Below are 17,452 nucleotides of genomic sequence, written 5' to 3' on the forward strand. Positions count from 1 at the left end.
CCCGGCACCCCCGGCGATACCTGGCAGTGATGTCTTGAGCAGGATCAGGGCGTCCTTGTTGACCTTCTGCCCCGCCTGCATGCTCAATTCTGTACAGAAGAAAACCGATCATCCCGATACCCCGAGACTGGTTCACGCAGGTCAACTCGCTGCTGCGCTCCATCCCGACATGACCGCAGGGTTCACGCCGACCGTCGAAAACTATTTCAATCGCATCACCATGCTTCAAACACTTGAAGCCTTGCAGGAGGCGAGACAACAACCCCGGCACCTGCCGGGGGGAATCTCAAGAATGCGGAACTCGCCGCGCTCGCCGCGAAAGAGGCCGCCGCAACCGGCTGGCCGCCTTTGCCGCTCCAGCAAGCACTGTAAGCAGCCACGCCATGACGCCGGTCGCGCAGGCGACCGGCGTCATGGCGGTGCTGGCGGCAACGGTGGAACGGGATCAGGAAACGGTACAGCGGGCACTGCGCCGGGCGGCGGCGGCGGTGGCAGTGGTGGTACCGGCGGAACATCTGGCGCAGGCGGTGCGGGCGGTTGTGAAATACAGGGATACGTATAATGAGTTAATAGCTGCAATTGTTCTAGATATCTACTCCCCTCCTTCAGACCACTCCTTCGATACATATCTGCGACTTATTAAGGAGTAGAGCTTCTGCTTTGCACAGAGAGAGCACCAGTGTTCCTGTTTAGTGCTATGAGGAGCAGCTTCTCGCGAATGGCCCTCCTTGCCGAGCTAACAGGTGGCTCCCAGAAAGAGAAAACGTGAGACTTTAGGGCTATTGACTTACACGGTTTCTTACACGTATAAGGACAGGATAGAAATTTTGATAGGAATTACAGTAGGTTGGAAATAGCTGGTTCGCGCTCATAACCTGAAGGTCACAGGTTCAAATCCTGTCCCCGCAACCATTTATCAATGACTTAGCAACTGTTTCTTAACCTTCTCCTGTCATAATAGTACTTACACGGTACTTACACGGTGGGAGAAAGGCGATGCACGATCAAGAGAATCAACAGAACTATGCCGTCCTCGGTGGCAAAGCCTATGTGTTCAAGCGCGACGACAGTAAGTACTGGCAGGCCGCCACATATCTCAATGGCAAAAACTTCCGTTATAGCACGAAGGAAGAGCAGCTTCACAATGCCATACAGTTTGCAGAGGACTGGTACATTTCGCTTCGAGGCAAGGCCGAATTAGGCATCCTGCCATTGCCGCAAACGCTTGAGTTGCAGGAGGAGGCGGTTAAAGAAAAGACCTTCCGCGAAGTCGCGGATCAATTCATGAAGGAATATAGCATTATCACCGAGGGCCAAAGGAGCCCTCGGTGGGTGGAAGGCCACACCATCCGCTTACGTATCCACCTTCTGCCTTTCTTCGGCGATTTGCCGATTTCGGCGGTAAGCTCGGGCAAGGTCCAGCAATACCGTGTATCCCGCATGACGCCCCGCCAAGAGAAAAACCCCCATTCGAAAGATAATCGGCGCTTTAAGCCGACCCTACCAGCCCACAAAACACTTCATAATGAGATTGTGACACTTCGCCTGGTTCTGAAGTCTGCCATGCGTCAAGGCTGGTTGGCGGGCCTGCCTGATCTTTCCCCGCCATTCAGAAAGCAAGGTAAAGTTTCTCATAGACCTTGGTTTAGCCCTGCCGAATACAAGCAGCTTTACACTGCGACACGTGCATACGCTCTAAAAGCCCCGCGCCATATCAAATGGAGCGCGGAGCAGGTGCACGACTTTGTTTTGATAATGGCTAATACCGGCTTGCGCCCTGATGAAGCTATGAACTTGCAACACCGGGACGTAGAGATTGTTCACGACGAAGATACGAACGAAACCATTCTTCATATCGAAGTCAGAGGCAAGCGCGGAGTCGGTTATTGCAAAAGTACGGCCAATGCTGTTACGCCGTACAAAAGACTGTTAAACCGTCCCAAGCCGTCTTTTCTCAACCAGGAAAGCGAGGAGACGAAACCAGATAAGAACAAAAAGCCGGCACTACCGCAGCCGGAAGATCCACTGTTTCCCTCAAACCATATCAAGCTCTTTAACAATCTTCTCAATCGCAAGAAACTAAAATTTGACCGCGACAATCAACCCCGCACGGCATACAGCCTCCGTCATACTTACATCTGCATGAGGCTGACGGAAGGGGCAGACATCTATCAGATATCTAAAAACTGTCGTACAAGTGTCGAGATGATTGAGAAGCATTATGCCGCACACATCAAAACGCTCTTGGACGCGGGACTAATTAATACTCGGAAAGCAAAGAAGGCAAAGAAGACTAATAAGGCAAAGAAGTTAAAGAAAGCAAACGCCGAAGAAACTGTTGAACACGAGGATTTGTGAAAACAGGAGGCAGATGTCCTCCTGACAAATCCGTCTAAAGGGGACGTTCAGCGGCTCCCCGTGGCGAAGGCTTGCCCGTAGCACCATCGGCAGGGTTCAGCCCTGCATCTTGGATTAAAGAGAAACCATAAAAAATACTTACCGGTCAAAAGCGAACTGGCTGCAATATCATCTGCGCCGACAAACCGCTTGTGTGAACCTTGCTTCATGAGAGTTTCCCTCCGGTCTACCAAGCTTATTTCGCCTTGAAGTTAACGTTGACGCCCGCCGTAGTGGAGTGCCTTGACACATATATATAAGTAATGCAGAAGTAACTGCCTAGTTTCGGAAAATAGCAGATAGGGTGTTGCAAAAGAACAACAGCGGTCACATTTATAACATACCGAGAGCACGTATCGTTGACCGAATCCAAAAATGGCCTTAGCTTCTTCAGTAACGGTGTGATGTTTGGCTTATAAGTCCTTATATAACACTTCTATCAAACCCGCCCCTTCTTAACGGGGCAAACTGGAGAAAACAGAATGAAAAAACTCTTACTCGTAAGCACAGCAATCGCAGGTGTGGCTCTGATGTCCTCACCTGCTTCTGCCGCTTTGACAATGTCGCTCGGTGGCTATTTTGATGGCTACGGCGTGTATGCTGATAACAACCCGCCCGCAGGCACTGATCTGCACCAATACGTTTTCCGTCAGAATTCGGATGTTTTCGTTAACGGCGAAGCGACGCTGGATAACGGCCTGACCGTCGGCGCGCATACCGACCTCTCTATCGCCAACAACAACACGACCGGCGATGCCAACGCAGGCACCAACACCGTTTATCTGAACCAGGAATACGCTTACGGTTCAGGCGGCTGGGGTCGTGTTAACCTCGGTATCTCCGATGGCGCTGCTTACCTGTTACAGGTTGCTGCTCCTTCAGCTGATAGCAACATCGATGGTATCCGCACCAGCATTCAGGCGCTGACGCCGGCAACTGGTGCGCAAGACACACGTCTTGCCGCTCTGTTTGGCGCAGGTAACGGCACTTCCGTCGAAGCTTTCGGCGCTGCTACAAACGGCGATCTGGGCTACGCACAGGATGACTTCCGTCAAACCACTCGTATCACCTACCTGACGCCGAAGTTTAGCGGCTTCCAGGTTGGCGCTTCCTTCGCACCGCAATCAGGTATTGCTCCTGCAACCGGCGCCACAACGAATGACGATCCTGCAGCTACACTCGGTGGAGCAACCACGTTCAAGAACCTCTGGGAAGCTGGCGCACGTTGGGACGGCGAATACCAAGGCGTTGCTGGCAGCTTAGGCGCTGGTTACAGCGGTTCAAGCCTCGGCGATGCGCTTATAGCGGAAGGTGCGGGCGGTAATGAACTTACCAACGGCCTTAAAACCTGGAACTTTGGCGCTAATCTGGCCGTTTCCGGCTTTAGCCTCGGTGCTATCTACAAAGAAAGCAAAGTAGGTGAAGAAGCTGAAACTACAGATAATACAGCAACATCATCAGGTAACGTTACGGACAAGACTTATGATATCGGTCTTGGCTACGACAATGGTCCATATCATGTCGGTGGCAGCTATCTGCACGACAGGACGAATGATCCTCTTCTCGGCCCAACAACAACGACCGATTGGTCTCCTGGTGATGAAATAACAGTGACCCGATACGCCTTCGGCGGTGGCTACACCTTTGCTCCTGGCATGACCTTCCGTGGTTCTGTTGCTTGGGGTAAATTTGACGGCGCGGCTCTCGATGGCGCTACTGCAATCAACCCAGGCAGCACTGCTATTACCAGCGGCTCCAACGACTTCACTCAAGTTGCTATCGGTACGGACATCCAGTTCTAATCGATACGATTTGATTGATACCGATAAAGAAAGAGGCGCTTCGCAAGGAGCGCCTCTTTTCTATTGGCAGTTGATTTCAGTCAGTGCATAACTTTCCTGAACGTAACCGACAATTGGATTGTCCTTCGCGTTGGCTTCGGCATAATGGCCACTCGGCATTCCGTTCGTTCCGGATCGGCGCAAGAGTGATTAGTCTTAGAATGAGAGCAGTTTTGTGAAATTTACAATTCTGGATATGCAGAATATAGCAAGTCGCAGGGGCGGCCAATGCTTGTCGAGCGAATATGTCAGAGGCGACTCTAAACTGACCTGGCGATGTAAGGAAAATCATCAGTGGGACGCCGTCCCCAGTCTCATTAAACGGGGAAGGTGGTGCCCTCACTGCGCGAAATTAATGCAGAGCGGTTCCATTGAGAAGATGCAGGAAGTGGCTCGGGAGCGTGGAGGCCAGTGCATATCACAGAAATATACAAACAGCACCACAAAGCTGGTCTGGCAGTGCAAGCAGGGTCACAAATGGAATAGTACTCCCGCCCAGATTAAACAGGGGAGCTGGTGCCCCGTCTGCGCTGGCAACCAATTGGGCGCGATTGACGAGATGCGCCAAATAGCAAGAAGTAGAGGCGGCGCGTGTTTATCGCGCGAGTACACAAACAGCCGAACCAAGTTGACTTGGCAATGCAAAGACGGCCATCAATGGGAGGCTTCTCCTCTTAACATCAAATTAGGAAAATGGTGCCCCGCCTGCGCTGGTACGCAAAAAGGCACGATTGAAGAGATGCGGCGAATAGCGAAGAGCAGAGGGGGAAGATGCTTGTCAGTTAAGTATATAAACAGCCGAGCGAAATTGGCCTGGCAATGCAAAAAAGGCCATCAGTGGGAAGCTCTTCCCAGCAGTATTAAACAGGGACACTGGTGCTCCCGCTGCGCATGGAAGACCAAATAAACTTAATTGCATTTAGTACGAGAACATTCTCATGACTTTTACGCTTCTGGATATGCAGAATATAGCAAGGTACAGGGGTGGTGGATGTTTATCGACAAAGTATATTAACGGCACCTCCAAGCTACTTTGGCAATGCAGAGAGGGTCATCAGTGGCAAGCCGTTCCAAACAATGTCAGACGAGGAAGGTGGTGCCCGGCCTGTGCTGGCAGGCCAGTGGTTACGATTGAAGAGATGCGGGAGATAGCCAAAGAGCGCGGAGGCCAATGCTTATCAAGAGAATATATAAACAACAAAACCAAGCTGGCTTGGCAGTGTAAATGGGATCATCGATGGGAGACGACCTCCAGCCACATTAAACACGGGAACTGGTGCCCAGACTGTGCTGATAGGCCATTAGTCACGATTGAAGAGATGCAACAAATAGCTACCAGCAGAAACGGTAAATGCCTGTCAGCAAAGTATATAAACAGCCGAACGAAATTGACCTGGAAATGCAAAGATGGTCACCAGTGGGGGGCCGCTCCCCGTAACATTACACAGGGGCACTGGTGCCCTTCCTGTGCGAGGAAGAACAGATACAAACCAGCTCCTCAACTAATCACATTCCTTTGCTGAAGGAATGGCTTGAGGACTGCTCCTGAACTCAAAGAAGTTGAGAGGAGGAGGGCAAATAACCAGGACCGATACGGCGGCTATACATACCCCCGTGTTTCGCAGCCAACGCCACCGGGGGAGTTCCTGCCGTTGCTACTGTGCTGCTTGATTGCAGCAGCACTGCCTGATCCGCCATGGGTACCTTTGACGCTTCTACAAGCATCATAGGCAGTCACGACATAACGCTGGCCGAACAGGGCACACTCCTTTTGCTCCCCTCTCCCGCATCAGCATATTGCCGCAACCTTATTTCTCTTGTCAGTTCTTCGCTATCAGTTCTTCTCCTGAAGCCGTGTTGACTAACCCCTAAGGCATCGTCTGATCCCTGCCATGCGCGTGCGCTTCCCGCGTCAACAGATACTGTAATGCGGTGCACCTAAACACCGCTGTTATAGATCGTGATATGAGGCTGTAAAAGAAGCCGTTCCCGATGTAGAAGCAGCTATCTACAACAACCTCAACAACGGAGAACGGCTATGAAGTATTACTGCGGTTTAGATGTATCCCTGAATAACACGGCTATATGTGTTGTCAATCAAGATGGTGAAGTGATTCGGGAAAGTGAAGTGCCAACAGAGCCTGTTGCCATCAGCCAGTACTTGAAAGCGACGGGGCTTCCAATGGAACGTGTCGGCCTGGAAGCAGGCGGCCTGACGCCATGGCTTTGCCACGAGTTGCTTGCAGCGGACTGGCCAGCCATCTGCATCGAAACCCGGCATGCCAAGGCGGCGATGCAGGCTCAGCAGGTGAAGACAGACCGCAACGATGCCCGTGGCTTGGCACACATCATGCGCACCGGCTGGTTCAAGGAAGTGCACGTCAAGAGCCATGCTAGCCAGAAGCTGCGCGTGCTGCTCGGCAACCGGCGCTGCCTTTTAGACAAGCGGCTTGATATTGACAGCCAGATCCGTGGGACTCTGAAAGTCTTCGGACACAAAACCGGTAAGGTGACACCGGCCACGTATGAGCGCCGCATCCGGGAGTTGGTCAACGACGATAAAGAGTTGCAAGCCTACATCTTTCCGATGCTGGAGGTTCGCCGTCACCTTGTCCAACAATGCAACGTCCTGGAGAAAATGATTCTGGATTGGGTAAAGAAAGATGAGATTTGCGGACTTTTCATGACCATCCCCGGCATAGGGCCACTGACGGCCCTCGCTTTCAAGACCTTTGTTGACCGGCCGGAGCGGTTCCAACATTCGAAGGCGGTCGGTGCCGCCGTGGGGCTGACACCGCGCAAGTATGCTTCGGGCGAAGTCGACTACGACGGTCATATTACGAAGTGCGGCGATGCTTTCCTGCGCTCACATCTCTTCGAGGCTGCCAAGGTCATGTTGAGCAGAGTTGGGAGACCAAGCGCGCTCAAGGTCTGGGGCTTGCGTCTCGCCAAGCGCAGTTCGAAGAAGAAGGCTTGCGTGGCGGTCGCCCGCAGGCTGGCGGTCATCATGCACGACATGTGGCGCGACGGCACGGTATTCGAGGTGAACGAAGAGGCCGCTGCCGTGATGGCAGCTTGATCTCAACCTTACAACAACAGGAATAAGGAGTCAGATAGTCTTCGCCGCAAGGCGTGGCCGTCCGGCAGGACGGGAAGAGGTAGAGGTGAGAACGTGAGGCTTCCAGCAAGGCATGCTCTTATTGCCATTGCGATTAACAGATGGTTCCCCTCGCTCTTCAAATGGACAGTCACTTGGAGCTGCACTAAACGAACGCACAATGTGCCGGCGCAGACTCCGTAAAGAAGCATGATCCCTGCCGAGACATTCCAGATGACGCCTTTGATTCCCGCCGCGCCAAAACGGGACTGATGCCGCCCGTGCGCAGTTCACCTTGCCTCCGTTCTACGGATAAGAGCTCGATTGAGCAATCCGGCTGGTTACCATGTTTCGTGGTCGCCATTCCGGTGTTGTCAGCGTTCTCCTTGAGGCCGTGCTTGAAAAACCCCTCTGGCATCGTCTGATCCCTGCCACGAGCGGGCGCTTCCCGCGTCAACAAGAAATTCGCTTCCTCCTGTTTTGCGTACGAGGAAAGTAGGAAAAAGCCCATTGACTCGTACCGCATTAAAGAAGGAAGCCTCGGTTCCCCCGCGGGCGGTTTCCCCCAATTTTCCTGTTGACGCCGCGCCCGCGCATAGCGACGGGGACTCGTCCCTTCGGGGATTTGTTCAAACACGAAAAAGGAGAAAGACCCATGACAACACAAACCGAAACATCCAAAGAAAAACAGATACCGGCCTTCTACATCTTCTACACGGTCGAGAGTGAGGGAAAGAAGGAGAACAAACGCGTCGGCGTCGCCTTCGCCCACAAGAAGGGGATTGGTTACAGCTTCCTCATCAGCGGCAAACGCTACTCGGCATTTCCGCCGAAGCCGAAAGGCACTGTTCAACCCGAACCGGGGAAGGGCGCTTAAGCGCTCTTCCTCCCATAAGAGGAGGTCATCATGCCCTACGAAGTACAGCACTACACATTGTTTTACGGCTGGGTTAACACATGGTCTTATGCCGAGGCCAATGGCATCATGCAGCCGGAAACCTTCGCCACCGCGGCCGAAGCACAGGCAGCTCTCGACGAATTCTTTCAAGACCTCGAAGAAGAAGTCGCGGCAGGCCAGATGGCCCCTCACGACCGCGACGAATTCCGCGTCCGGCAAACAGGCGGCACTGCCACTGCCGCACAGCCGGACGCTGCGGGAGGTGCACCATGAACGGCTCAACCGAACTTCATCGCTTCGAGTGGAATGGCATTCTGCTCGAAATCACTTACGAGCCGCAATGGTTGCCGCCTGCCATCCTCGGCGAGGACGTTGCACACCTGCAGGTGCGGAGCATTTACCCGACTGACGTTCCTCTCCCGTTTGCGAAACACGGGTATTTCTGCAGCACGGTTCGTGTGTCTACCGTGACCGCCGCTGGCGGCCCGGTCAACTACGTTGACGTGATGCTCGCAATGGAAGACGTTGCGGGAGGTACGCTGTGAATAGTTCAGCCAATCTCCACCGCTTCGAGTGGAGTGGCATTCTGTTTAGCCTCGACATCGCCCAGAGTGCGAATGTAGACTACCCGCGTCTCCGCACCTTTGCGGGAGCGCTATTGGGCGAGTCCAGAAAAGGGATGAGCGCCACAGACAGGAGGCTACGATGGAACCCGCCACCGGCGCAATCATCGGTACTGTGGCTGGCAGCTTAACGCTCGCAAATGCGTTGATCAAGATCTGCCAAGAACATCTGCAGGACCAAACAGGCATCCCGTCCAACGTAGCTGAACTTGTTGCCACTCTTCCTGCAGCCGTCCTCAGGGCGACCGATGACATCATCAAACAGGTGGGTGACTTGCGGGCTGAGTGCGTTAAAGCTGGTATCGACCTCACACAGAATCTCGACGAGCTTCGTGGAAACACTGAAAACACCAGTTTCTTCCAAAGGGGCCGTCGCAGGATTCTGAAGACTTTTCAAGCCAAAGCCGAGGCCATTGCGACTGAGATATCGATCCTCTTTGACGATGTAGTATCTGTGTTGGACTGTGCTGATCGCCTACGTTTGGTTTCCTACTCCTTCGAAGCCTCACAAGGGGAGAAAGAAGAACTCAGAAGAGACACGGAAGAAGGGCTCCCGCTCGGGACAATCCTCCGCAGCCTCATAGACCATGCGGAGAAGGCAAAAATCAAAATCGGCGATCTGAATCGCAAAAAGTAGGGCGTTTGGCGACCAATCAGCTACGTCGTGGATAATGGGGGTGTCTTCTGAGACGCGCCAATTCGACCAGACCGGCAACCCCAAAGGTTACGGATGCAACCCCATTCAGCGCTGCAGGCGCTGATTCATTTATCCGAGCTTGCTGATACACCAAGCCTCCCAGAGAGGCCGAGGCTGCCAGCGCGAAGACGGCAGCGAGCCTCTCAAGCCTTCGCGTAATTCGCATTGGCTTCTCCTTGTGTCTTAGTTGAGATTCACCGCAGTTATAGCTGTCGGAGAGGGCATCTTCTAATCACAAATTATTACAAATCATTGCCAGAATAATGATTGATTGTTCGCGCAGGTTATAGGAATAGGGATAGACCAGAGCGCTGCCAGTACGCCGTGAGCTGTGAGGCACGCAGACTCTACGGTCCGCGAGGCCGTGTGATGTTGTTCCGTGCCGCTCGCTCGTGACGGATGTTATCCAGCGATACCATGCAGTTTTGCCATTCAGGTGATCCGTGCGACGCATAACCCATCTCCGTCAAGACCAGGTCGAAGATCGCGTCCAGATCGTATTTGCTGCGGTATGTCAGTTCGCTGCGTGTAATCACTCTCATGTCTTTTTCTCCTCTGCTTCGAGGCCCCGACATCCGAGGCCTTTCATGCTTGACGGGAGGGCGCGTCCTTTGGCGTGAGCCGCATCCGTAGGACCGCAACGAAGAGAAGGAGCCTTGCGCTTGCGGCTGCACACGCCAGGACGTGCGAAACCGGAATCTTCAAAAGGCCCGTGAGAGGGGAGTTAGCAGAAGGAAGAAAACGAAAGACTCGAATCCACGCACATGAACTGCACAACTAAGCAGCCCGGCTGGACAGAGGTTTACGCAGTACCTATATCCGGGAGTCTGATGCGTGCTTCGCTGGAAAAACGGCAACGGGATTGAAGCTGGAAATAATCTTGCAGGAAGTGAATGGTAAGCGTCTGGGTCTTGGACGCAGGAATTGATTGGGCCTAACCTCTCATCGCAGCCCGGACACGACGCACATAGTCGAGCGTGCTTCCTGGTCCTGTTTTCGGTGTTGTCGGCTATCTCCGCGAATCACCTCCCGAGCATCGTCTTGGCCCCTGCCACAGTCGGCCGCGTTGTCAATGACGAGCCCTCGGCCCCCCCGCAAGCGGTCCCCCCGACGTTCTATGACACCACGGCCTTGTCCTGTGGCTGATCGGGGACAAGCCCGAGAGGGTAATTCACAAAGGAGATAGACATGACAACGACCACCGAACACCATGCCCTCAACGCACTGCGGAATCTGTCGAATCCGGAAGTCTGGGAGAACTGCTCCCCGCTCTCTGGCCTCAAGAAGATTGGCACTTGGGCCACCTACGCCCAGGAAGCCATTCAACGCAACGACATTCAAGGCGCTAAAGCCTGCATAGCCGTGATTTCTCGGCTGGTCGGCGAATGAAGGGTACATCGCTACGCCGGGTGCTGTTGAGCGCGCGGGTCTACGGACCGCGAGGCCTTGGGGGGCGTTTTGCGTGCCCCCTGCTCCCGACGGATGTTCTCCAGCGACACCATCGCGCTGTGCAATTCCGGCGACCCTTGCTTCGCATCGGCAATCTCCCGCAACACCAGGGCGTGTATCGCGTCCAGATCGTACTTGCTGCGGTATGCCAGTTCGCTGCGTGTAATCACTCTCATGTCTTTTTCTCCTCTGCTTCGAGGCCCCGACATCCGAGGCCTTTCATGCTTGACGGGAGGGCGCGTCCTCAGGCGTGAGCCGCATCCGCAGGACCGCAACGAAGAGAAGGAGCCTTGCGCTTGCGGCTGCACACGCCAAGACGTGCGAAACCGGAATCTTCAAAAGGCCCGTGAGAGGGGAATTAGCAGAAGGAAGAAAACGAAAGACTAGAATCCATGCACATGAACGGCGTAACTGAGCAGCTTGGCTGGACAGAGCTATACGCAGTGCCTGTTAGGGAGACTCGTGCGTGCTTCGCGGAAGAAAACAGCAGGATTGAAGCTGAAAATAAGTTTCAGGGAGTTAGGTCAGAAAGGCTTATACTGGGCGCTGACCTGAACGGGCTTAAGCCCTCAACCAAAGTGCGCAAGCGATACTTGAATGCCGGCAGGATATGGCGGTACCTACCGCTAACTCTCGCCCTGTGCCTGTTCGCTGCGCCGGGCTTTTCCCAAGGGCCTGATGCAACGGCCCCGCGCATCGCTGAACTTATAGTCCAAGCCGCACCCGCCGCAGCCCCCCTACCCGACAATACGCCCGCGTTTCTCAAGCAAATGCCAGAACCAGACCATGTTCTTGCTGACATCCATGGTTCGGATGATCTTGACACCGCCGCACGCCAAGTGGCTGCTTTGAAGCGTCTGAGCGATGCCGTGGTTTTTCTCTCTGGAACGGCTGATGCACCAGGAGGACCACGGCTGACAACTGAGGAGTTGGCGCTGAATGGCCGCTATTCGGGAGCAGCCTCTTCTCTCTCAACCGCCATTTATCGAACGATAGATCCGGATAACAAACAGCGACTCGATGAGAACTCCAGGCGTAATCAATGGAATCTCTTGCGTGATCAATACTACAACGACGAGACATTCATTGGTCCACTATTGCAGCGCTACCTGACGCCGGATTTACAAGAGAAATATCTCGGGTATTTTCGGCAGACGCGCCAGCATATTCAGGCGCTGAACCAAAAGATTCAGGCGGCGCAGGCGCGCCAAGATGCTCAGGCGGCAGCAGTGCGTCAAAGTCACGTTCCAATTCAGAAGACCACCGCGTCGGAATCCCCATCCTTGCTTGGCACGGCTGTGCTTTGGGGCGTCATTATTGGCGTACTGGCCCTGGGAATATGGGGCGTCTGGCGGTTGCGAGGCGCACAGGCCCGGCGGATGCGTGTCAGCAATCAAAACAGGATAACTAAATTCGGTGCAACGAAGGACGAGAGAAGCCAGAACATTGACAGCATCTTTGACAAAAGAGCAGTGGATGTGGGATTCGATCTTCAAGAGAGCGGCATAAAATGCAGTTTCTCCAGATCATTGTCGGCAATGGCTGCGCGCGAAAGAGAAGCACTGCGGACTGCATATCATTTATACAATTTGGAACTTTTTGGAGGTGAAAATAACTTCTATTTTGCCCGATTCGCCTTGATCTATGGGGAGGGAAAAGCAGCCATCACCGGACAGACTAGATATCCCAAAAACAATCCCAATATTAGGTCGATGTCTGATGCGCTTCGATGGTATCAGGAGAGCAACGGCCTCGAACCCATGATCAATCTAACCTTGAACTGGCTTCAGGCCGCTATAAGGCGGAATAACAACGACCCGATTCTGAACAAGCTGTCTTCGCGTTTGCATGGCGACGGCGGCGGCCTCGTGCCGGGTGCGCCTCTGAAATCCGGCGCGAAAGGCATGCCGGTTGAAGGAGGTCTTATTCTTGGCCTCGACGAGAAAGCGTCTGACACGTGGTGGTACTACGACGGCGAGGGTTCACTTATCACCGTTGCGCCTCCGGGGTCCGGAAAGACGCAGAGCCAGGTGTTCCCGAATTTGCTCATGTGGAAAGGCGCTGCCGTCGTCCTCGACGTGAAGGGCGAAATCTACGAGCAGACGAGCAAGTGGCGTCGGGATAACGTGGGTCCGGTATACAAGTTCAGCCCTTTGGACCCTGCGACGAGCCACGGTTACAATCCACTCGCCGAGGTCCGTGCTGATCCCGATTATCTCTGGGAAGATGCCCGCTTTCTCGCCGATATGATGATCGTTCCCAGCGGCGCGAAAGACCCGTTTTGGGAAAACCGCGCCCGCGATGTGCTGACGGCTGCGATTGCGCGCGTCTGCCTTGAGGAAGATGTAGCCGAGCGGTCTATGGGGGACGTTCTCGACATTCTCCACGGCGTTGGCTGGGACGAATTCGTTGCCTATCTGGGAGCGCGCACCGATTTTCCGTCAATGATGCGCGCGGGACATTCCCTTGCGAGCATGGACCCGAGGACGCGGGACGGTGTGTTGCAATCGGCATTGTCCAGCACGAGTGCCTGGGACGGCGAGCGTATCGCGCGCGCCACACGGAAATCGGATTGGAGCCCGCTCGATCTTCGTGGCGGCAAGAATCCGACAGTTTACATTTGTCTGAAGCCGAACGAGGTGGACAGCTATATCTCCCTTTTGCGTGTATTCATCGCGCAGCACATTCGCACGCTAACCTCGACTCAAGTTCCCGCGCATGGAGTCCATCCCATCCTGTTCATTCTGGATGAGCTTCCGCGCTTGAAACATATGCCGCCGGTCGAAGAGGCATTGGAAATCGGTCGCCAGTACGGACTCAAACTCTGGTTGTTCGCCCAGAGTCTCGGTCAGCTTGGAACGGCCTATCCCAACGCCAAGGGGATGATCGGCGGCTGCGCCATCCGGATGTTCATGAATCCAAGTCTTCACGACGAAACCGCCAAGAAGGTTTCCGACGACATCGGATTTCAGGAAAGCGTCATCGACGGCACCCACGTCAAAGTCGTTGAACCGAACGTGCTGGCCGGTCCTGACTACAAGGATCTGGTGATCGTCATGGCCGTGAACGCAAGGGCGGCACGATTGAAGAAATACTTTGCCTACGAAGATGAGGGATTGAAGGCGAGATTGGGAAGCGTTTGACGGTCATTGACATGACCGGACAAAGGAGAAGTTGTGGAAGAGCTGACTTGGGAACGGGTTGCCAAAGCCGAAGAATTAAGCCGCGCCAGGGAACTGTACGATCTGCGCAAGGGTCAGGAGAAAGCGCTCGAAGCCATCAACAAAGGCGTAGAGAAAAACGGCAATGACCCGGTTGAGCTGGCAGAGAAACACCGTGCTTTCGAGGAGGTGTGCAAGCGGCAACTGGAGGCCAAGATGCGCGAACAGCAGGAGCGCTTGGAGCGGCGTGAACTCGAATTCAAGTGGCCACCGAAGGGTCGGGACCGCGAATAGGTCTCAGGATTCGCTCTCTGGACTTTCCATCCCGAGTCGAAGCGCAGCACTGACCTCCATGAGTTGCTCAAGATTGAGATAAAGCCGGTACCAGATGTGCAGTACCTCGCTTGCGCGTTTGACCACCTTCTCAGCCTCGGCGTCTTTAAGAGTGGCGGCGATATCCTCCAGATAGAGAGCAAGCTCTATGACCTCGCGATCTTTGGGTAACGTGATTGCGCGTATCTGTTCCATCTTGTCTCGTGTCCGCTCCAGGCTGTAGTGGAGGTTCCACAAGATCGCGAACCCGTTCAGGATATCCAGCAGCTTGAACCTCTCCGGACAGTCATGGGGGAAATGCTTGTCGGCAATCAGCTTGGCGTCTAGTCCCAGGCCCAGAAATTCATGGATATTTTTTGCATGCAGTGGCGAATATTTCATCACTTCTTATAGAGCACCCCTACAGCCCCGTACACGGCTTTTTTCGCTGTCTGCTCCTGTATTGGGGACCGCCCGACGAGAACCCATATGTCGCCTCGCCTGAAGATGCGCCGAAGCTGGCGGGGACGCAAGAGGCACGAAGCGATCCACCGCGCCGGTCAAAGATGACCATTAATGAGGCGCAGGGGATTCTTGGGGTAAGGCAGGCGGCCTACTTGCACGTTATGTCACATGCGCATCCCGATCATGGAGGCTCGAATTACTTTGCCTATGCAGATGACGCATTGAAGGCAAGGATGGGGGGCGTTTGATCGTCATTTATCGCCATCGATACCTGTATTTATGCTCGCGTCAGGATTGATAGGCGGGCATGCTCAGTTGCTCACGGAAAACTTTCCTTCATTGAGCTGGCCGCGTCAATTCAGGAGAGAACTTTGCATCCCGCAGGCGCTTCTTGGCGTCAACAGGCTGCCCGCTCCATTCGCCCCGGCTGCGCCGGCCTCCCGTGTTGCCTGTTCCCCCCTGCGGGGGTGACGCCGCGCCTTGGCGGTCTGTGGCCGGGTTTTTGCGACTGACACAACCAACTCAATGAAAGGAGAAAAGTCATGACCAACAACAATAAGAGCCCGCATTCCGTGCCGTCAGCGTTAACAAACGCGCTGACGAGGATATCTTTGCTGAGATTGCATCACCTCAGAAATCTGTAAAACAATCAAAAAGATGGAGTTTTACGCATGTTTCAATACAATAAATTGATGAGCGACGATGATAAAAAGACGCCGGAATTTGATCGCCTTCTCACCGACGAGGAGTTGGCGCTCGTGGCTAAGCGTCGAATCAAAGGGATGCACCTTCAAGAGATCGAAGGAAATCCCCTCGATGCCGAAGACATCGCTATGTTCGAGATGTTTGACAAAAATCGCTGGTCGCACGAAAAGCGCATCGCTTACATCACCGAACAAGCAAAAATTGCCAGAGACGCTCAGAAAAAATGAGCGACTGGGATTCTTACCTTAACCTCGGCACAGAAACACTGCGCAATAAGCTTGGTATTTCGGACAGCAAATTGCTCGATCAAACCGAGCGGCGTCTCGTCGAGGCCCGAATCGATGAAGGATGCCCTACAGGCAATTTCGATTTAGAACATCTTCAGGCCATCCATCGTCACCTGTTTCAGGATGTGTATGAGTGGGCGGGGGAATTGCGATCCGTTTCTATGTACAAACCTGATTCCAGCTTCATGCCTCCTGATCGCATCGAAACGGGCATGCACTTCGTTCATGAGCAGCTAGTGAAGGCAGATTTTCTCCGCAACATGAATGTTTGGGAATTCTCAGACAGGGCCGCCCAGATTATCGGCGACATCAACCACGCTCACCCGTTTCGCGAAGGGAATGGCCGGACACAGCTTGAATTTCTAGAGCAGCTCGGTGCACGAGCCGGTCACAACATCGACACAACAAGGATCGAACGCGCGGCCTGGATTGAAGCCTCAATCGAGGCGAATCGGGGTAATTATGGCGCGATGAACGACCAAATCCGCGCAGCGATCGTTCCGACTTTGGAGAAAACACAGATTGCGGAAACGCAGGCATGGGAAGCCGATACGGTCGAACGGCAGGAAGCGGCGCGAAGCGTGGAGCATCCTGCTCCAACTCGGGAATGGGAAGTGGCGAGAGAGGCGGAACTAAACCGTCAGGAGATCGAACGCCGGAATCAGTCGGAAGCGCAGCAGAAAGCGCTCGCCGACATTCTCGAAGGGGATCGACGGAAGGGAAAGGCGGAGTCGGAGATAGAGGAACGCCGCCGGAAGGTCGAAAAGGCGCATCGGGAACTGCAAGAGAGGCTGACGCACGAGCAGCAACAGAGGCTTGAGCGGCTTGAATTGCTTTATAGAGGCCCGCCCTCGGAACGCGAACGATAGCTGGCCGTACCCTCGTGCATTCGTAATTGCCTGCCGTAGAGAGATGCCGCTATTCTGGCCAATCTCGAAGTGTTACAATGCATCTGCGGAACCATAGTTATTATTTTTCATAAGTTTTATTACAGAAGGCGAATAGACCCGACCACTGCCAGCAAATGGCGTGTTTTGAGAGGCGGCAAGAACACGCATCTCTGTATTGGAAACCGCCATTGATCTACGTCGAAAATCCCTATGTCGCCCCGCCTGAACCAGACGCGCCGAAGCCGGGGAGGAAGGAGGAGGCGCGAAGCGATTCACCCCCGCGCCGGTCAATGATGACCATTGATGAGGCGCGGGGGATCTTGAGGTTTAAGGCGGGGCGACTGGAGATCAGGTCGGCGTACTTAAAAATTATGTCTAAAGTTCACCCCCGATCATGCAGGCTCCAGTGACTTCGCAAAGCAGCTCAATGCAGCCAAGGCAGTGCTGATGGGAGAGTGAATGCGCGGGGTGTCTACGCGGCTCGTTAACCCATATTAACGGCGAATCGTGCTAGAATCCGTGACCGAAACTGGGAGATTCCCACTGAGCCGATCGGCGTTAGTATTCCTTACCAGCCGATGTTACTCTGGAAATAAGAGAGCCGCAGCACGGTTTACCGTGCTTTGCAGG

18 protein-coding genes are annotated in these 17,452 nt (G+C 54.0%); 15 read left to right on the forward strand and 3 right to left on the reverse strand.

Translation table 11 applies throughout. The features are described 5' to 3' along the window. Nucleotides 1-55 precede the first annotated feature (55 nt). The 10 genes from OHL23_RS01410 to OHL23_RS01445 all read left to right on the forward strand — a co-directional run bounded on the left by OHL23_RS01410 (nucleotide 56) and on the right by OHL23_RS01445 (nucleotide 9,493). Nucleotides 56-562, forward strand: coding sequence for a hypothetical protein (locus OHL23_RS01410; protein ID WP_263349985.1), 507 nt, complete (start codon nucleotides 56-58; stop codon nucleotides 560-562). Between the two features lie 434 nt (nucleotides 563-996). Next, nucleotides 997-2,358: a tyrosine-type recombinase/integrase gene (locus OHL23_RS01415; RefSeq protein ID WP_263349986.1), complete on the forward strand. Its 1,362-nt coding sequence runs from the start codon at nucleotides 997-999 to the stop codon at nucleotides 2,356-2,358. A 521-nt stretch (nucleotides 2,359-2,879) separates the two neighbouring features. After that, nucleotides 2,880-4,199 carry a porin gene (locus OHL23_RS01420; RefSeq protein ID WP_263349987.1) on the forward strand — a complete coding sequence of 440 codons (1,320 nt, stop codon included), beginning with the start codon at nucleotides 2,880-2,882 and terminating at the stop codon, nucleotides 4,197-4,199. 598 nt (nucleotides 4,200-4,797) lie between these two features. Then, nucleotides 4,798-5,145, forward strand: coding sequence for a zinc-ribbon domain-containing protein (locus OHL23_RS29155; RefSeq protein ID WP_449701810.1), 348 nt, complete (start codon nucleotides 4,798-4,800; stop codon nucleotides 5,143-5,145). A 52-nt stretch (nucleotides 5,146-5,197) separates the two neighbouring features. Next, on the forward strand, nucleotides 5,198-5,761 hold the full coding sequence (locus tag OHL23_RS29160; RefSeq protein ID WP_449701811.1) for a zinc-ribbon domain-containing protein: 564 nt from the start codon (nucleotides 5,198-5,200) through the stop codon (nucleotides 5,759-5,761). Between the two features lie 515 nt (nucleotides 5,762-6,276). After that, nucleotides 6,277-7,317 carry an IS110 family RNA-guided transposase gene (locus OHL23_RS01425; protein WP_263349988.1) on the forward strand — a complete coding sequence of 347 codons (1,041 nt, stop codon included), beginning with the start codon at nucleotides 6,277-6,279 and terminating at the stop codon, nucleotides 7,315-7,317. A gap of 673 nt (nucleotides 7,318-7,990) precedes the next feature. Next, a complete protein-coding gene (locus tag OHL23_RS01430; RefSeq protein WP_263349989.1) occupies nucleotides 7,991-8,212 on the forward strand; it encodes a hypothetical protein in 222 nt (73 codons plus the stop codon). Nucleotides 8,213-8,242: 30 nt separating this feature from the next. Further along, complete coding sequence (locus OHL23_RS01435) at nucleotides 8,243-8,506, forward strand: hypothetical protein (protein WP_263349990.1); 264 nt, start codon at nucleotides 8,243-8,245, stop codon at nucleotides 8,504-8,506. Continuing rightward, nucleotides 8,503-8,778 (forward strand): hypothetical protein, encoded by a 276-nt coding sequence (locus OHL23_RS01440; protein ID WP_263349991.1) that lies wholly within the window; start codon nucleotides 8,503-8,505, stop codon nucleotides 8,776-8,778. The genes OHL23_RS01435 and OHL23_RS01440 overlap by 4 nt, the downstream gene beginning before the upstream one ends. Nucleotides 8,779-8,938: 160 nt before the next feature. Then, nucleotides 8,939-9,493, forward strand: coding sequence for a hypothetical protein (locus tag OHL23_RS01445; protein WP_263349992.1), 555 nt, complete (start codon nucleotides 8,939-8,941; stop codon nucleotides 9,491-9,493). 407 nt (nucleotides 9,494-9,900) lie between these two features. On the opposite strand, the gene OHL23_RS01450 is transcribed toward OHL23_RS01445, so the two are convergent. Further along, entirely contained in the window at nucleotides 9,901-10,095 is a 195-nt protein-coding gene (locus OHL23_RS01450) for a hypothetical protein (protein ID WP_263349993.1), read from the reverse strand. A gap of 646 nt (nucleotides 10,096-10,741) precedes the next feature. Between OHL23_RS01450 and OHL23_RS01455 the strand changes: the two genes are divergently transcribed. Next, nucleotides 10,742-10,942, forward strand: coding sequence for a hypothetical protein (locus OHL23_RS01455; protein ID WP_263349994.1), 201 nt, complete (start codon nucleotides 10,742-10,744; stop codon nucleotides 10,940-10,942). Nucleotides 10,943-10,953: 11 nt separating this feature from the next. On the opposite strand, the gene OHL23_RS01460 is transcribed toward OHL23_RS01455, so the two are convergent. Further along, the gene (locus OHL23_RS01460) at nucleotides 10,954-11,178 is read right to left on the reverse strand and encodes a hypothetical protein (RefSeq protein ID WP_263349995.1); all 225 of its coding nucleotides are present in this window, start codon (nucleotides 11,176-11,178) and stop codon (nucleotides 10,954-10,956) included. 594 nt (nucleotides 11,179-11,772) lie between these two features. On the opposite strand from OHL23_RS01460, the gene OHL23_RS01465 reads away from it, so the two are divergent. Both OHL23_RS01465 and OHL23_RS01470 read left to right on the forward strand, forming a co-directional pair. Then, nucleotides 11,773-14,145, forward strand: a complete 2,373-nt coding sequence (locus OHL23_RS01465; protein WP_263349996.1) for a type IV secretory system conjugative DNA transfer family protein — start codon at nucleotides 11,773-11,775, stop codon at nucleotides 14,143-14,145. Nucleotides 14,146-14,178: 33 nt separating this feature from the next. Further along, a complete protein-coding gene (locus OHL23_RS01470) occupies nucleotides 14,179-14,457 on the forward strand; it encodes a hypothetical protein (protein WP_263349997.1) in 279 nt (92 codons plus the stop codon). A 3-nt stretch (nucleotides 14,458-14,460) separates the two neighbouring features. Here OHL23_RS01470 and OHL23_RS01475 read toward each other — a convergent pair whose 3' ends face one another. Then, on the reverse strand, nucleotides 14,461-14,877 hold the full coding sequence (locus tag OHL23_RS01475) for a hypothetical protein (RefSeq protein ID WP_263349998.1): 417 nt from the start codon (nucleotides 14,875-14,877) through the stop codon (nucleotides 14,461-14,463). A 734-nt stretch (nucleotides 14,878-15,611) separates the two neighbouring features. Between OHL23_RS01475 and OHL23_RS01480 the strand changes: the two genes are divergently transcribed. Together OHL23_RS01480 and OHL23_RS01485 are read left to right on the forward strand one after the other, a co-directional pair. Continuing rightward, nucleotides 15,612-15,872 carry a hypothetical protein gene (locus OHL23_RS01480; protein WP_263349999.1) on the forward strand — a complete coding sequence of 87 codons (261 nt, stop codon included), beginning with the start codon at nucleotides 15,612-15,614 and terminating at the stop codon, nucleotides 15,870-15,872. Further along, the gene (locus tag OHL23_RS01485; protein ID WP_263350000.1) at nucleotides 15,869-16,801 is read left to right on the forward strand and encodes a Fic/DOC family protein; all 933 of its coding nucleotides are present in this window, start codon (nucleotides 15,869-15,871) and stop codon (nucleotides 16,799-16,801) included. Before OHL23_RS01480 ends, OHL23_RS01485 begins: the two co-directional genes overlap by 4 nt. Nucleotides 16,802-17,452: the final 651 nt, after the last annotated feature.

The organism is Acidicapsa acidisoli, assembly GCF_025685625.1.
GTDB lineage: Bacteria > Acidobacteriota > Terriglobia > Terriglobales > Acidobacteriaceae > Acidicapsa > Acidicapsa acidisoli.

Coding starts and splice junctions, on each gene's coding strand:
- OHL23_RS01455 (WP_263349994.1), top strand. CDS start 10,742: ATGACAACGACCACCGAACACCATGCCCTCAACGCACTGCGGAATCTG.
- OHL23_RS01450 (WP_263349993.1), bottom strand. CDS start 10,095: ATGAGAGTGATTACACGCAGCGAACTGACATACCGCAGCAAATACGAT.
- OHL23_RS29160 (WP_449701811.1), top strand. CDS start 5,198: ATGCAGAATATAGCAAGGTACAGGGGTGGTGGATGTTTATCGACAAAG.
- OHL23_RS01425 (WP_263349988.1), top strand. CDS start 6,277: ATGAAGTATTACTGCGGTTTAGATGTATCCCTGAATAACACGGCTATA.
- OHL23_RS01440 (WP_263349991.1), top strand. CDS start 8,503: ATGAACGGCTCAACCGAACTTCATCGCTTCGAGTGGAATGGCATTCTG.
- OHL23_RS01420 (WP_263349987.1), top strand. CDS start 2,880: ATGAAAAAACTCTTACTCGTAAGCACAGCAATCGCAGGTGTGGCTCTG.
- OHL23_RS01460 (WP_263349995.1), bottom strand. CDS start 11,178: ATGAGAGTGATTACACGCAGCGAACTGGCATACCGCAGCAAGTACGAT.
- OHL23_RS01480 (WP_263349999.1), top strand. CDS start 15,612: ATGTTTCAATACAATAAATTGATGAGCGACGATGATAAAAAGACGCCG.
- OHL23_RS29155 (WP_449701810.1), top strand. CDS start 4,798: ATGCGCCAAATAGCAAGAAGTAGAGGCGGCGCGTGTTTATCGCGCGAG.
- OHL23_RS01475 (WP_263349998.1), bottom strand. CDS start 14,877: ATGAAATATTCGCCACTGCATGCAAAAAATATCCATGAATTTCTGGGC.
- OHL23_RS01415 (WP_263349986.1), top strand. CDS start 997: ATGCACGATCAAGAGAATCAACAGAACTATGCCGTCCTCGGTGGCAAA.
- OHL23_RS01485 (WP_263350000.1), top strand. CDS start 15,869: ATGAGCGACTGGGATTCTTACCTTAACCTCGGCACAGAAACACTGCGC.
- OHL23_RS01435 (WP_263349990.1), top strand. CDS start 8,243: ATGCCCTACGAAGTACAGCACTACACATTGTTTTACGGCTGGGTTAAC.
- OHL23_RS01465 (WP_263349996.1), top strand. CDS start 11,773: ATGCCAGAACCAGACCATGTTCTTGCTGACATCCATGGTTCGGATGAT.
- OHL23_RS01430 (WP_263349989.1), top strand. CDS start 7,991: ATGACAACACAAACCGAAACATCCAAAGAAAAACAGATACCGGCCTTC.
- OHL23_RS01445 (WP_263349992.1), top strand. CDS start 8,939: ATGGAACCCGCCACCGGCGCAATCATCGGTACTGTGGCTGGCAGCTTA.